The organism is Pseudomonas haemolytica (assembly GCF_009659625.1).
GTDB classification, from domain to species: Bacteria; Pseudomonadota; Gammaproteobacteria; order Pseudomonadales; family Pseudomonadaceae; genus Aquipseudomonas; species Aquipseudomonas haemolytica.
The window spans coordinates 459,095-474,358 of sequence record NZ_VOIW01000005.1; the positions used below are offsets into that span (position 1 = coordinate 459,095).

The window sequence follows — 15,264 nt, forward strand, 5'->3', positions numbered from 1 at the left end:
CCTTCAAGGCTGGGGTGCCCAACCGACTTTCGCCATCGCCGCCAACAACTGCTCAGGCTTGAGTGCCAGGGCTTTTCTGCCGCGACCTTGCACGTCGTTGGCGGCCAACATCGCGTTGAGGATCGCTTCTTCGACAGCATCTGCGGCGGCCACGAACAAGGCCGTCATGTAGTCGTTGTTGACCATTTTCAATGGCGTCGTCGCCGGGCCGGGATGCCCCAGGTTGGCAACCGGCAGGCCGCTATTGCCGACCGAGAACGCAATGAAAATATCCCCACTGTCGTCTTCCGTGCCGCCGCCGACCCGCGCCAATCCGATGCTCGCTCGCTGGGCCAGGCGCGTGCACTGGTGAGGCAACAACGGTGCATCAGTAGCGATAGTGATCACGATGGAACCCATGCCAGGCACACCGACGTTCACCGGGCCGTCGTAAGGCGAAGGAATGTCTTTCAACACACTGCCCGCGGGGTAACCTGCAACGCGTAAAGCATCGCGTACACCATAGTTGGCCTGCACCAGTGCACCGACGGTCCAACCGCCCTCCTCGCTGCTCAGTACCCGCGATGAGGTGCCAATGCCGCCTTTGAACTCATGGCAGATCATGCCAGTGCCGCCGCCGACGCAACCTTCCTGCACCGGGCCGCTGCGGGCATCTTCCAGGGCGGCCTGAACATGTTCGGTACTGACGTGTTGGTCCCAGATATCGCTGAGGATGCCGTCGTAGGTTTCGAGCACCACCGGCATGCACCAGTAGGTGTGCTGCTTGCCCATCTCACGCTCGGCGGCCACCAACGCATCACGCACCACACCGACACTGTGAGTGTTGGTGTAGGCGATCGGCGTGGTCAGCAGCCCTGCCTCGCGAATCCATTCCAGGCCTGTGGCGTCACCGTTGCCGTTCAATACGTGAACGCCCGCAAAACACGGCGCCAAATGCGCCGCAACCGGACGCGGCTCGATAATGGTCACACCGGTATGCATCGAGCCATCAGCGCTTTCAGCATTGAGGGTGTGGTGGCCGACGCGTACGCCAGGCACGTCGGTGATGGCGTTGAACGCCCCAGGTGTGCCTGAACCGATTGTGATGCCAAGGTCTCGTAAGCGCATGTTTTAACTCTCATTAGTCGAGTGAAGAATGTGCAGGGAGTCTAGGTTGGAGGCTGGCCATTGGCGATAACCCCCTGTTGTTACCCCAGGGACGTTAGCCAGCTGTCGCTGCGACGATGGCGAGTGGGTCCTGGTGCCTGATGCCGCTGGCAGGTAAAGCGCCTATTTAAGCGTGAAATATGGATGATCTCTGGTATAAACTGCTGATTACTTTATTTTCCGTCCAGCCAGGTGATGCATGGATCCTCTGTCCGACGTCCTCTCATTGTTGAGAGTCCGTAATTACCACTCCGCCACACTCTCCTTGGGCGGCGATTGGGCCTTCACCTTTCCCGAGCGCGAAGGCATCAAGTTCACGGCGGTGGTCAAGGGCAGCTGCTGGCTGCAAGTGGAGGGCGAACAGCAGCCGCAGCGCCTGCAACAGGGCGATTGTTTTCTCATGACCCGCGGCATGCCTTTTTCTCTGTACAGCGATATGTCCCAACCGGTGATGGACTCCGACGGTCACTTTCAAACCCTGGCGGCGGACGAATTGGCCCTGCATTACGGCGGCGACGACATCCAGTTGGTCGGTGGCCGCTTTGACTTCAGCGGTGTCCCCACCCAGTTGTTGCTCAGCAGCCTGCCCTCACTGGTTCACGTGCACGCCAATGATCCGCAGGCATCGCTCCTGCGCTGGGCGCTGGAGCGGTTTACTTCGGAGCTGCAACAGAAGCGCCCCGGTAGGTCGCTGATGAATGAGCACTTGGCGCACCTGATGCTGGTCGAAGTCCTGCGGACCCACCTGGCGACCCTGGACAGCACTGGCATCGGTTGGTTTTACGGCTTGGCCGACCGCAACCTCAGCGTCGCCCTGAGCGCAATCCATGCTGACCCGGCCCATCGCTGGAGCGTCCAGGAACTGGCGCAGCTGGCAACCATGTCGCGCTCGGCATTCGCGTTGCGCTTCAAGCAGGTGGTCGGCGCGGCACCGATGGAGTACCTGACGCACTGGCGTATGTTGCTGGCCAGCGACCGGTTGAAAAACTCCGATGACGCCGTGTCCACCATCGCGTTTTCATTGGGCTATGAGTCCGAGAGCGCATTCAGCACGGCGTTCAAACGCGTCATGTCGCAGTCGCCCCGCCACTATGTGCGCGAGCACACCGCCCAGGCTTAATGCAGGCCGCCGCCGATTATCAGGGTTTCACCGGTAATCCAGCTTGCATCCATTACTTCCTCCGATCATCTCGCCGACGCCGCTTATCCCCATCCCTGGACGATGACGAATAAAGCCTGGGGTTTCGGGCATGGGTGCCAATCGCCCTGGCCCGTATCATTTGCCAATGGGCCAAGCCCACGAAAACCCATCAACATCCCTCTTGCAAACATTCACTCGGCAAAAGCCCTGAGCGCTGGGCTGGGAGACTCATGTCCGTCGATATCACTCAACACAGCTCAAAAGGCCTGTTGTTTTTTCTTGCGCTGTCGCTCACCGCAGCGCTCATGAACAGCAGCGCACCGACGCCGCTGTACCCGTTTTACCAAGACCATCTGCGGCTCAATGCCGTGGACTTGACGTTTATATTCGGTGCCTATGGTGCCGGTGTTTTGCTGGCTTTGATGACCCTGGCGCGCATCGCCGGCCATGTCAAAGACCAGCGTTTTCTGCTGCTTGCTGCCATTGTGCTGGTGCTGATCGGCGCCTGGCTGTGCGCTGCATGTGATTCGCTGTGGGCCCTGTGTGCAGCCCGTGCCATTTCCGGGCTCGGTGCGGGGATCATGACCACCGCGGTGAACGTGACGCTGGTCAGGTTCGGCCCACTCGACAACGGCAAGCTGGCGGCGACGCTGGCCACATTGGCAATGATCATAGGACTGGCTCTCGGCCCAGTGCTCAGCGGCGCCGCGTTGCAACTGAACCTGTACCCGGCCAGCCTGCCCTTCTGGTTGATCATGGCCCTGGTGACTGTCGCCGCCCTCGGCGTATTAATGCTCTGGCCGCGCAACGCGATCCAGGCGCACACCCGCGTGCGCCACGAACAGGCGTCGTTACGTGAAGGTTTGCGCGGTATCGGTCGGCCTTTCCACTTGTGTGCGTGGTCGGTGTTTTTCAGCTGGTCGTTCACGGCCTGCATCTTCGTGATCGGCCCCAGCGCTGCCGAACAGCAACTGGGCCTGAGTGATCGCGGAATCTTTGGCTACAGCATGGCCATTTACCTACTGATTGCCGGCGCCAGCCAGCTGTATTGCAAACGCCTGGATGCAGCGCGTGCGTTGCGTTCGGGATTGGTTGCCCAGTGTGCAGCCTTCCTGCTCCTGCTGACGGCCTTCTCGATCCATTCGCTGACGCTCGCCGCGCTGGCTCTGGTAATCGGTGGCTATGCCTATGGCGCCATTTTTGTCGGCAGTGCGCGACTGATCAATCAACTGGCACCTGCCAGCTGCCACGCCAAGTTGGTGGCGTATTTCTATATGACGATCTACCTGTTCAACGCGGTGCCCATTCCGCTTGGGCTGCTGGTGGACTCGATTGGGCTTGCCCCGAGCGTCCTCGCCGCCTTGATCTTTTTTCTGGGGCTCGGTGCCGTACTGGCGGTGCTCGCCACATGGGTCCGACTGCCTCACGCGCATCCATAACCGCGTTGAATGCTCGCCATCGTTGAGCCCTTCGGGCTCTTAATTTGTTGTCTTACGTTAGTACCGGAATCATGAATAAAAAACTCACAGTGTGCGTCACGATTGCCGCAGTGCTCGCCATTGGCGGCGCCGTCGGCCTGTACCGGCAGTCCACCTCCGCTCGACCTACCGAAGTGGCGCCGGCCGCAGCGGTACCGGCCATTCAGGTGGCCGTCGCCACCGCGACCCAGGCCGATATGCCCTACCTATTGGCAGGCATCGGCGAACTGGAAGCCACCCGGCAAGTGATGGTCACCGCCGAAACCGGAGGCCTGGTGCGTGCCATTCACTTCCAACCCGGCGAGCGGGTAAACGCCGGGCAAACCCTGGTACAGCTCAACGACGCGCCGGAACAAGGCGAGTTGACCCGGCTGCAGGCCCAGGCCACCAACGCCAAGACCCAACTGCAACGCACGCAGCGCCTGCTGCCGCAGCAGGCCGCCACGCAGGAGGAACTGGACCAAGTGCAGTCCACCTATTCCCAGGCGCTGGGCGAAATAATGCGGGTCAAGGCGCTGATCGATCAGAAACGCATCAAGGCCCCTTTCACTGGCGTGCTGGGCGTGCGCAAGGTCAACCTGGGCCAGTTTGTGCAGGCCGGCGATGCGATGGTGTCGCTGACCGACGCGCAGACGCTGTACGCCAATATCACCTTGCCCGAACGTGCATTAGCGCAGCTTAAACCCGGCCAGGAAATGAACGTGAGTGTCGATGCACACCCGCAACGCGTGTTCAAAGGCCGGGTCAGCTCCCTTGAGCCGCGCATCGACCCGGGCACCCGTACGGTGCTGGTCCAGGCCACGCTGCCAAATCCGGACAACCTGTTGACACCAGGCATGTACGCCCGTGGTGAAGTCCGCCTGCCGGACAAACACGACGTTATCAGCGTGCCTGAAACGGCCGTGAGCTACAGCGCCTACGGTGACTTCGTTTACGTGCTCGAGGGCGCCGACACCCAACTGACCAGCACGGTGCGCCAGGTCTACGTGAAGACCGGTGAACGCTGGGCGGGTCGAGTCGTATTGCTCGACGGCGTGAAAGCCGGTGAGCGCGTGGTCACCTCCGGACAACTGCGCCTGCGCAGCGGTGCATCGGTACAGGTCGCGTCCCACGACACCCTCGCGCTCGATCAGGCACCGAACCGCTGATACACCAAGGAACTCAACATGAAATTCACTGACTTGTTCGTACGGCGCCCGGTGTTGGCGCTGGTGGTCAGCACCCTGATTTTGTTAATGGGGCTGCTGGCCATAAACAACCTGCCGATTCGTCAGTACCCCCTGACGGAAAGCTCGACGCTGACCATCACCACGCAATACCCCGGTGCTTCGCCGCAACTGATGCAAGGCTTCGTCACCCAGGCCATCGCGCAATCTGTCGCCACCGTGGAAGACGTCGACTACATGAGCTCGACGTCGACCCAGGGCAAAAGCGTAATCACCGTGCGCATGAAGCTCAACGCCGACTCCAACAAGGCCATGACTCAGGTGATGGCCAAGGTCAACGAGGTCAAATACCGCTTGCCGGAGCAAGCCTACGACCCCGTCATCGTGAAATCCTCCGGCGAAGCCACCGCGGTGGCCTACGTCGGTTTTTCCAGCCCAACCCTGTCAACGGCGGCCCTCTCAGACTACTTGCAGCGCGTGGTTCAACCGCAGTTGTCGTCCATTGAAGGGGTTGGCAGCATCGACCTCAACGGCGGGCAGAAAATGGCTATGCGCATCTGGCTGGATGCCAATCGCATGGCCGCCCATGGCATTTCCGGCAGCGACGTGGCCCAGGCGTTGTTGAATAACAACGTGCAGGCCGCGCCTGGCCAGGCCAAGGGTTTGTATGTGGTATCGGATATCCAGATCAACACCGATCTGGTGGATGTCGCCGAGTTTCGCCAGTTGGTGGTCAAGTCCAGCGCTGCCGGTGTGGTGCACCTGAACGATATCGCCACCGTGGAACTGGGCGCGGCGTCCACCGACACCAGCGCCACCATGGACGGCGTGCAGGCAGTGTTTTTCGGCTTGAATGCTGCGCCCAATGCCAACCCACTGGTGATCGTCAAGAAGCTCAACGAACTGCTGCCGGGGATCCGCGCTAACCTGCCGCCGGACGTAAAAGTCGCCGTGCCGTTTGAGTTGGCGCGCTTTATCAGCGCATCGATCGATGAAGTGGTTGGCACGCTGGGCGAAGCCATCGCCATTGTGGTGCTGGTGATTTTCTTGAGCCTGGGTTCGGCGCGGGCGGTGATTATTCCGGTGGTGACCATTCCCCTGTCGATGCTGGGCGCGGCCGCTTTCATGTCGATGTTCGGGTTCAGCATCAACTTGCTGACCCTGTTGGCCATGGTATTGGCCATCGGCTTGGTGGTGGATGACGCGATCATTGTGGTGGAGAACGTCCACCGTCATATCGAAGAAGGCAAGTCACCCACCCACGCCGCGCTATTGGGTGCACGCGAAGTGGCGGCGCCCGTGATTGCGATGACCCTGACACTGGCTGCGGTGTATGCGCCCATTGGCCTGATGGGCGGGCTGACCGGGTCGCTGTTCAAGGAGTTCGCCTTTACCCTGGCCGGCTCGGTGGTGGTCTCCGGCATTATCGCGCTGACGCTGTCGCCGGTCATGAGCTCACTGCTGCTCAACAGCCAGATGAACGAAGGCTGGATGGCGCGCAAGGCCGAGAGCTTCTTCCATCGCCTCGGCAGCGCTTATGGCCGCGTGTTGGATCTGTCGCTGCATCACCGTTGGGTCACGTTCACGATTGCGATCATCGTACTGATCAGCGTGCCGTGGCTGTACAGCCGTGCCCAGACCGAACTGGCGCCGACCGAAGACCAGTCCACCGTCCTGACGGCCATCAAGTCACCACAGAACGCCAACATCGACTACGTCGAGAAGTTCGGCAAACAATGGAACGACGTCATGGTGACCTTGCCGGAACAGAGCAACCTGTGGCTGATCAATGGCAGCAATGGCGTATCCAACAGCATCGGCGGGGTCAATTTCGTCGACTGGGAACAGCGCAAGCGCAATGCCGACCAGATTCAGGGCGACATGCAAAACCGCGCCAACACCATCGAGGGCAGCAATGTCTTTGCCTTCCAACTGCCGTCTTTGCCCGGATCTACCGGTGGCTTGCCGGTGCAGATGGTGATCAAAAGTGCCGGCGACTACAGCGTGGTCTATGAAGCGATGGAAGCACTCAAGCACGCCGCACGCGCAAGCGGCCTGTTCATGGTGGTGGACAGCGACCTGGACTACAACAACTCGGTGATCAAGATCAAAGTCGACCGCACCAAGGCCAACAGCCTGGGCGTGACCATGAAGGACCTGGGTGACACCCTGGCGGTGCTGGTGGGCGAAAACTACGTCAACCGCTTTGCCATGGACGGCCGCTCCTACGATGTGATCCCGCAGAGTTTGCGCGGCGAGCGGCTGACGCCCGAAGCGTTGTCACGTTTTTATGTGACCAGCGCCACGGGCGGGCAAGTACCGCTTTCCAACCTGGTCAGCGTTTCGACAGGCGTCGAGCCCAATCAACTGACCCAGTTCGACCAACTCAACTCGGCGATCTTCCAGGCGATTCCTGCCCCGGGCGTGGCCATGGGCGACGCGGTGACGTTCCTCGAAGCGCGAGCCAAACTCCTCCCTCCCGGCTTCACCTACGACTGGCTTTCGGATGCGCGCCAGTATCATCAGGAAAGCGGCGCGCTGGTCATGGCGTTCCTGTTCGCGATCATCGTGATCTACCTGGTACTCGCCGCGCAGTATGAAAGCCTGCGCGACCCGTTGATCATCCTGATCAGCGTGCCGATGTCGATTTGCGGTGCCCTGATTCCGTTAGCCCTGGGCATGGCGACCATCAATATCTACACGCAGATCGGCCTGGTGACGCTGATCGGCCTGATCAGCAAGCACGGCATCCTGATGGTGGAGTTCGCCAATGAAATGCAGGTCAAGCAAGGCCTGGATCGTCGCGAGGCGATTTTGCATTCGGCGAAGATGCGCCTGCGGCCGATCCTGATGACCACGGCGGCGATGGTGGCGGGCTTGATTCCCCTACTGTTTGCGTCCGGTGCTGGTGCCCATAGCCGCTATGACCTGGGCCTGGTGATCGTCGTCGGCATGTTGGTGGGCACGCTGTTTACCTTGCTGGTTTTACCGACCATGTATTCGTTCATTGCCGTCGACCATCGTATGGCGGCCACCACACCCCGCGCCCGTGCGCTGGCCGCTGCCGATGCAGCCGACGCCGCCACGGCCCATCCGGTGTAAGGAGACACACATGCATCCCTTCAATACCTTCGTGCTTCGCCCGCTGGCGCTGCTGGCCTGCTTGGCCTGGATAAGCGGCTGCACCGTCGGCCCGGACTACCGGGCCAGCAACGAGCCTGCGGTACAACTGACTCAACGTCCCGACGCGGCGTTGTATAGCAACACACGCCTGCAACAGGACTGGTGGCGACAGTTCCAGGACCCGCAACTGGATGCGTTGATCGATCAAGCGCTGGCGCGCAACCACGACCTGCGCATCGCCCAGGCCCGGTTGCTGGAGGCGCGTGCGGTGCTAAACCAGCGTCAGCTGGACCAACTGCCCACGGTGACCGCGAGCGGGGCTTATTCCCGTAGTCTGTCCCAGGCCAACCCCGGCCCGAGCGGTGAACGCAACCTTGCCAAGACCTATCAAGCCGGACTGGATGCCCAGTGGGAACTGGACTTGTTCGGCAGGCTGCAGCGCCTGTCGCAAGCGTCTTCGGCACGCGCCGAAGCGGTCGCGGCAGACCTGGCACAGACGCGCATCGTGGTGACTGCCGAGGTGGCGCGTCACTACTTCGACATGCGTGGCGCACAACGCCAACTGGCAGTAGCCCGCGCCAACCTGCGCATTCAGGACAAAACCGTCGAACTGGTCCAGGGGCGAGTAGATGCCGGACGCGGCACCGCTGACGAACTGGCCAGCGCCCTGGCCGAGCACGCACGGGTGCAGGCCACATTGCCTGGTCTGGAAACCCGTCAAGCACTCAGCCGTTATCGACTCGCCGTATTGACCGGATCGCGGCCCAGCGACCTGCAAGCGTTGACCGAACTTGAAACCTTGCCGGCTCTGGTCACACGCTTGCCGATTGGCCAGGTCAGCGACTTGCTGCGCCAGCGCCCTGATGTCGCCAGCGCCGAACGTGCCTTGGCCGCCTCGAACGCGGACATTGGCGCGGTGACCGCCGAGCTTTACCCAAGGGTCGACCTCGGCGGTTTTCTCGGCTTCGTAGCCCTGCGCGGTGGGGATTTGGGCGACAGCGGCAGCCGCGCGTTCAGCGTGATGCCCTCGGTCAGTTGGCCGGCGTTGCACTTGGCGAGCGTCAAGGCCCGGCAGCGCGAAGCCCAGGCGCGAGAAGTGGGCAGTCGGGCGCGTTATGAGCAAGTGGTGCTGAATGCAATTGAAGAAACCGAGGGCGCGCTGACCACCTATAGCCTGTCGCAGCAAAGGGTTCGCAGCCTGGCTGAAGCAGCCGCGCAGAGTGAACGCGCAGCGCGCTTGGCATATGCGCGGTATGAGGCAGGTGGCGCGACGTATCTGGTAGAGCTGGACGCTCAGCGCACACAGCTGAACGCGCAGGATGCGCTGGCACAGGCTGAAACTGCGTCGTATCTCAATGTAGTGCTGGTGTATAAGGCACTGGGTGGCGGCTGGCGTGCGCCCTCGTACTCTCTAGATAAACAACCCTAGGGAGCACGAGGGAAAGTTACGGGAGAACCCATTCAAGGTTTTCCCTCCCGGCTCAGCGGCGCAGGAGACGGTCCAGCACCAGCAAAGCCACTGCACCGATCGCGATCGCGGCAACTGGCTTCTCTTTAACGAACGTAGATACGCTATCCAATGCGTCGCCGTAAGCTTGGGTCAGTTGACCAGCAGCTTGGCGACCTGCGCCTTCAGCTTCCAGCTTCGAATCGCCAAGCAGTTTCCCAACGGCGCTCTGCGCTTTACCGGCGACCTTTTCTACAACACCTTCTACTTGTTCACTCTTCATAATTCACCAGACCTTAACATGTGATTGGATAGCTCAGGTTCGACCTGAGCTTGGGGCTATCTGCGCAGTGTTAGGGGGTTGTGCATTATGGTTAGTTCAAACTTGTTTAGGCGCAGGAGCTGTCTGCATGACGACTGATCACAGGTTCAGCACTCGGCTTTGTAGCAGGACAGTCTCATGCATCAATGCCCACGGCGCCATCAATCGCCGCGGACTCTGGCAGGTTTTGCGCTTGAACACGAAGTTGCGGCACTTCTCGGCAAACTGTTGGCGGTTGTGCACCATGTCCAACTGCATCTGCGCCAGTTCGTGTTCGCGGCAGCGTTCAATCTCTTGAATATCCAGCGTGGCTTTACGTGTGCGTGCTGCCCGGTATTTGTCATCGGTCAGCGCGCCTTCGGCCTGCTGCGAGAGCCACAGGCCAAATGCGTCTGGGCAGCGTGGCCCGATGCCCTGAACCATCCCGTATTGTTCGGCCTGGATGGCACTGATTGGCAGGCACTCTTCGGTGAGTTTATGCGCGATTTCACTGCCAACGGCCCGTGGCAGGCTGTAGGTCCAGTATTCTGAGCCATAGAGCCCCATGGTTTTGTAATGCGGGTTGAGCACGACACCCTCCCGGGCCAATACAATGTCGGCAGCCAGTGCCAGCATGACGCCGCCTGCGCCCGCGCTGCCGGTCAGGCCGCTGACCACCAACTGTGTAGCCGTGAGCAGCTCCTGGCACACATCGTCGATGGCCTGGATGTTGGCCCAGGCTTCCAGCCCCGGCTCTTTGGCGGCCTGGATGACGTTGAGATGCACGCCATTGGAAAAGCTGCCGCGCCCGCCCTTGATCAACAACACTTGGGTGTCTTGGGCCTTGGCCCAGCGCAATGCCGCCACCAGCCGTCGGCATTGTTCGGTACTCATGGCGCCGTTGTAGAACTCGAACGTCAGTTCGCCGACTTGACCGCTTTCCCGGTAGCGAATCGGTTGATAGGCCTGCGCATTGAACGTTTGCCGGGCAATCGAGCTATCGAGCACCGGCACGCCGACCAGGCTCTCAGCCAGCACACGCCGTGCCGGCAGCTTGAAGGTGCCCTCCCCTGGCTGGGCTTTGCGCTTGAGCGAGCCGATCCACAGGCTGCAATCGCCGGCCGCAACCAGCACGGCGTCATCCTGTACCGCGAGAATGTCCCCCGGCGTGCCCTGGCGTGAATCCAGGTGTGCGTCATACAGGTAATACTGCCCGCCCTGCAGGCTTGCCAATACACCGGGCTGGCCATCGGCGGCGTCGATACTGCGTTTGATGAAGCTTGCGCAATCGAACCAACTGAAGGTGCGGTCGGCCTGGGTCATGTTCGGCTGCAAACGCCCGATAACACTGGGTTGTATGTAGTCGAGCGGAACCGGCACAAAGCCCTGGGCGAATTTTTCCACCACGTCGCGGATGCAAACGAGCGCGGCGTCACTCACCGGCCCGTTATACAACTCGGATTTACGCACATCGGCGGGCATGTCGAATTCACAGGTGGACCAGATCGGCCCGGCATCCATTTCCTCCACCGCCTGCAGGGCCGTGACACCCCAGCGGCGGGCCTGCAGGGTGATGGCCCAGTCCAGAGCACTGGCGCCACGGTCGCCGACGATGCCCGGATGGATGATCACCACCGGGCGCAGCGGGTTGCTCCACAGCTGCTGTGGCACACGGTCCTTCAGAAAGGGGCAGATCACCAGGTCGGCGCCGGAGTCCTCGATCTGCCGGCACACCGTGGCTTCATCCGTGAACACCACCACGCTGGGTTCGTGACCCGCCTGGCGCAAATCCAGCCAGGCGCGCTGGGTCAAACCGTTGAATGCCGAGGATAACAATAGGATCTTCAATGACCGCATGGTTGACTCTTCCTTGAGAATGCGCGGCCGGAGGCGCTCCTTGAGCCGTCCCTGGCCTTTGATGGAAGCTCAAGGTATAGGGCCGGGCAGCAAGGTCACCTGATCAGGATCAATCTTGCGTCAGCAAATCGGGCGATAAGGAAACCAATCCTCCTCGCTACGCAAATGAGACGCGCAGTTGATCGCTACGTGCCAAGGCGTGACTTGCGCTGCTGTCGGATTGTCTGTTGGCCCAAAGTATTATCAGAAAGCTCTCAGATACCAGTAGATGCTGACTCAAACCAAATAAAAGCCAGCATCTCCTTCAAACCTTACGCGTACGAGTATTGTGCTTCTTTGACCATTGCATACAACTGATCAATTTTCTTAATTTCGCTGTATTTATCATTGGCAAGAAGCTCGCAGATAGCCATTCGAACTAGGGCATTAACCACAATATAATCATCATTTAGTTTTTTATTGCCACCATGCACTAGCGCAGAGCGCATTTGATAAACCTTTTTCAATGTGGCGTTGACATGCAGCCTGGCCTCCTTTTCTTTAGCAACAATAAACGCCATTGTATCAGCCAGTCTGTCAGCTATGCTTTTTTGAAAAAGACTACCTTCATCAAACGAAAATAGTATTTCAAGAGCGATACATGAGTAAAGTATCGAGTTTTTTATATCGCCACTTTTTGCAGACTCGCCTACTGCGATTGCTGCATTTATAATTCTGTTTTCGAAATCTGTTATTTGTTCCCCTGCATGCCTCTTCGCATACAAACTCAAGAGCTTCTCAAACTGTATATTTTTGCAGAAAAACGGGTTGTCAACGGGGATTTTCTCAAGCGTTTTGTTACTTACACTTCCGCTTTCCAGCCGACCGTCAGCATCAGTTATTTGATAGGACGATGTCTGAACATTCATAAGCTCACGACTAATACTTGGAAATGCAGGCAGCCCCGTTTTTATTTGGATTGTTTTGTCATGCTTTCCCGATATAAATATGATTATTCGCACAAAGTCTAAAAAAGATTCCTCAGCAATCTCAATCACTCGCTGATGGTCATATGCTTCCACCACGTCTATTTTTATATACAACTCACCTGACTCAGGGGACGCATTAGAAAGTGGCAAAGCCAACCCTTTGGAAGGACCAATTTCAAAAGCCGAAATAGTGACTTTCTCAACACTATCCAACCTCACTCCTGATATTGGTGCAAACACACTTAAGCAGCGTGGGAGCACCTTCTTCTGCTCTGAAAAAATATTACAATCATCGTCGGATTCAAATGACTCCCCGCGGCGCTTATAGCTAACCAATCGATCTTCAATTATCTTGAAAATCGTTTTCCTACTAAATCTTTCAGAGATTTTTTTGTCTACCAAGTACAGCTCTTCAACTATCTGCGCAAATCTATCGGTATTAATTACTATAATAACGTCATTTGGTCCGACCCACATTTTCTGACTGCCAGGAGTATACCCCTTAGCATGCACCTCAAGTAAGCTCAATGCCTCAGCCAATAATTCCTTAACTACCTTGTTCATTAAATTACTCCAATATTTTCAATATAATTTTAAACTTTCATCCGCCAGCCAGTGAAAGCCAGCAATAATGGCACAATAACTCCTTCGGTAGCCATCTCCAGCAAACAAGTCATGTATCATCTGCCACTCCACGCGCTGCATAGCCGTAGCGGAGATCACGTATGGACTATTTCACCGCCCTCACCGCCTTCGTCGAAGCCGCCGAAGGCAATAACTTCTCCCGCGCCGCCGAGCGCCTGGGGATCAAGGCGTCCACGGTTTCGCGCTACGTGAAGGACCTTGAACAGGACCTGGGCATCGCGTTGTTCAACCGCTCCACACGCACGCTGCACCTGACTGAAGGCGGCCAGACGTTCCTGATGCACGCGCGCAGGGTGTTGGACGAACTGGAATACGCCAAGGCGGCCACCTCTGCACTGAACCAGCAGCCTCGGGGCGTATTGAAACTCAACCTGCCGCCGGCATTTGCCCGTCATCACATCCTCCCGGCCTTGAACGATTTCCGCGTGCAGTACCCGCAAATCAGCGTGGAACTGGTGCTGGATAACGCCCAGGTCAACCTGATTCATGCCGGCGTCGACCTAGCCATTCGTATTGGCGCCCTCGCCGATTCCACGCTCAAGGCACGCAAAATCAGTGACGGCCAGTACCGTGTGGTGGTCAGCCCAGCGTTCGCGATGCAGCACCCGCCGCCGTCAACGCCCACCGATCTGGGCGGTATACCTGCGGTAGTGGGTACGACGACTCCGAGTGCTATCACCTTCGTGAACGGTGACCGGGCATTACCTTTGATGCACGATGGCTGTATCCGCATAAACGATCTCGACGCGCAGCTGATTGCTGCGCGCCAAGGCTTGGGCTTTGCGCTGTTGCCGGATTGGCTGGTGGCCCGCAGTATCGATGCGGGCGAGCTGGTCGTGTGGTTGCCAGAGTGGCGCATCCACGATGTCGAGCGGGCGTTTGCCGTGTGGTTTGTCTACCCGCCCAAGCGCATCGTGTCGTCCAAGGTCAGGTGTTTTATCGACTTTATCGTCGAGCGACTGGGCGAAACACCTGACTGGAAATGACTCAACTGAAGCGAATATCCAAGGCGCGCAGATAGGTTTGCAGCCCGGCATCCTGAATCGGGATCAGGAACGCCTCGGTGTCTGACTCATTGAAGTGCGCATGCCAATACCCCGGCGGCGTGACAAAGGCCAGGCCGGGCGACCAGTCCACCCGCTGCGCATTGCGGATCTGCCCGTCCGCGTCCAACTCGGTGCCCACCAGGGAATAACACCCCACCGGACAATCAATGATGAAATCCAGCGCAATCGACTGATGCCGGTGGGGTTTCTGCACCGATCCCGCCGGCAAAATCCCGTACATCGCCCACAGCACATGGGTCACCGTACGGGTCTGCGGAAAATTGCGATTGCCCAGCAGGATACTGATGCGGCTGCGGTCCTGCGCACGGGGATCATCCGCGGCTTCACGCAGCTTCGCGTTGGCCAGTGCTGCGGGGTACAGGGTCGGTGCAAAGCGATCTGTGCTGCGTGTCACGCCCAGGTAACGCAACAGCGGTTCATCGTGCACATAGTAAAGACGCGCATCCTGGCTGGCGCTGAAGTGCGCCGCCTGCAAGCCTGGCAAGGCGATAAAACAGCCTTTGGACCATCGGATCTCATATTCCCCCTGAATCACGCTGCCCTCCCCGGCAATCACATAAAACACCTGGGACGTCGCGTCAGGTTGCAGGGTCAGCGCGTCACCACGGTTAAGGCGCATGAAGTTTGCGCACAACCCAGGCCCGGTCGCCGGGCCTTCGCAGCTCAAGGCTTCGCTGAGGTCCAGCGGTACCACGCGCGAGGGGCCGCTGGCACACAGCGAGGCGGGAAAGCTGTGGTAGGGAATGCGCGAGATGAGATTGGCACTGATGGGGTTGGCCGCCTTGCTGTACTCAAAGTACTCGGCGTCCAGTTGATTGATATCGGCCAGTGCAGGGTTGAATTCACGGTTCATCAGGCTCACCTCAGTCTTGGGCTGGATACCGCAGCGCTTTTTCGCGCTGCGCAGGTGAATGAACTATAGGCA

11 protein-coding genes are annotated in these 15,264 nt (G+C 59.0%); 6 read left to right on the forward strand and 5 right to left on the reverse strand.

The genetic code is table 11. The annotated features are described in order from the left end of the window. Positions 1 to 3 precede the first annotated feature (3 nt). Positions 4 to 1,107 (reverse strand): DmpA family aminopeptidase, encoded by a 1,104-nt coding sequence (locus FRT59_RS18720; protein WP_153871977.1) that lies wholly within the window; start codon positions 1,105 to 1,107, stop codon positions 4 to 6. Between the two features lie 238 nt (positions 1,108 to 1,345). Here FRT59_RS18720 and FRT59_RS18725 point away from each other — a divergent pair, with 238 nt between their 5' ends. The 5 genes from FRT59_RS18725 (at position 1,346) to FRT59_RS18745 (ending at position 9,483) form a co-directional block, all read left to right on the forward strand. Further along, entirely contained in the window at positions 1,346 to 2,266 is a 921-nt protein-coding gene (locus tag FRT59_RS18725; protein ID WP_153871978.1) for an AraC family transcriptional regulator, read from the forward strand. A gap of 251 nt (positions 2,267 to 2,517) precedes the next feature. Beyond that, complete coding sequence (locus tag FRT59_RS18730; RefSeq protein WP_153871979.1) at positions 2,518 to 3,726, forward strand: MFS transporter; 1,209 nt, start codon at positions 2,518 to 2,520, stop codon at positions 3,724 to 3,726. Positions 3,727 to 3,797: 71 nt separating this feature from the next. Continuing rightward, the gene (locus FRT59_RS18735) at positions 3,798 to 4,913 is read left to right on the forward strand and encodes an efflux RND transporter periplasmic adaptor subunit (protein WP_153871980.1); all 1,116 of its coding nucleotides are present in this window, start codon (positions 3,798 to 3,800) and stop codon (positions 4,911 to 4,913) included. Between the two features lie 18 nt (positions 4,914 to 4,931). After that, positions 4,932 to 8,033, forward strand: coding sequence for a MexW/MexI family multidrug efflux RND transporter permease subunit (locus tag FRT59_RS18740; protein ID WP_153871981.1), 3,102 nt, complete (start codon positions 4,932 to 4,934; stop codon positions 8,031 to 8,033). 10 nt (positions 8,034 to 8,043) lie between these two features. Next, entirely contained in the window at positions 8,044 to 9,483 is a 1,440-nt protein-coding gene (locus tag FRT59_RS18745) for an efflux transporter outer membrane subunit (RefSeq protein WP_153871982.1), read from the forward strand. 52 nt (positions 9,484 to 9,535) lie between these two features. Here FRT59_RS18745 and FRT59_RS18750 read toward each other — a convergent pair whose 3' ends face one another. From FRT59_RS18750 to FRT59_RS18760, 3 genes are all read right to left on the reverse strand, one after another. Then, positions 9,536 to 9,784, reverse strand: coding sequence for a CsbD family protein (locus tag FRT59_RS18750; RefSeq protein WP_034119567.1), 249 nt, complete (start codon positions 9,782 to 9,784; stop codon positions 9,536 to 9,538). Between the two features lie 138 nt (positions 9,785 to 9,922). Next, complete coding sequence (locus FRT59_RS18755) at positions 9,923 to 11,659, reverse strand: hydrogenase maturation protein (protein WP_153871983.1); 1,737 nt, start codon at positions 11,657 to 11,659, stop codon at positions 9,923 to 9,925. Between the two features lie 311 nt (positions 11,660 to 11,970). After that, positions 11,971 to 13,191 carry a HEPN domain-containing protein gene (locus FRT59_RS18760; protein WP_153871984.1) on the reverse strand — a complete coding sequence of 407 codons (1,221 nt, stop codon included), beginning with the start codon at positions 13,189 to 13,191 and terminating at the stop codon, positions 11,971 to 11,973. 161 nt (positions 13,192 to 13,352) lie between these two features. On the opposite strand from FRT59_RS18760, the gene FRT59_RS18765 reads away from it, so the two are divergent. Next, positions 13,353 to 14,258, forward strand: a complete 906-nt coding sequence (locus FRT59_RS18765) for a LysR family transcriptional regulator (protein ID WP_153871985.1) — start codon at positions 13,353 to 13,355, stop codon at positions 14,256 to 14,258. Position 14,259: 1 nt separating this feature from the next. Here the strand turns inward: FRT59_RS18765 and FRT59_RS18770 are convergent, their stop codons facing one another. Beyond that, the gene (locus FRT59_RS18770; RefSeq protein ID WP_153871986.1) at positions 14,260 to 15,192 is read right to left on the reverse strand and encodes a cupin domain-containing protein; all 933 of its coding nucleotides are present in this window, start codon (positions 15,190 to 15,192) and stop codon (positions 14,260 to 14,262) included. Positions 15,193 to 15,264: the final 72 nt, after the last annotated feature.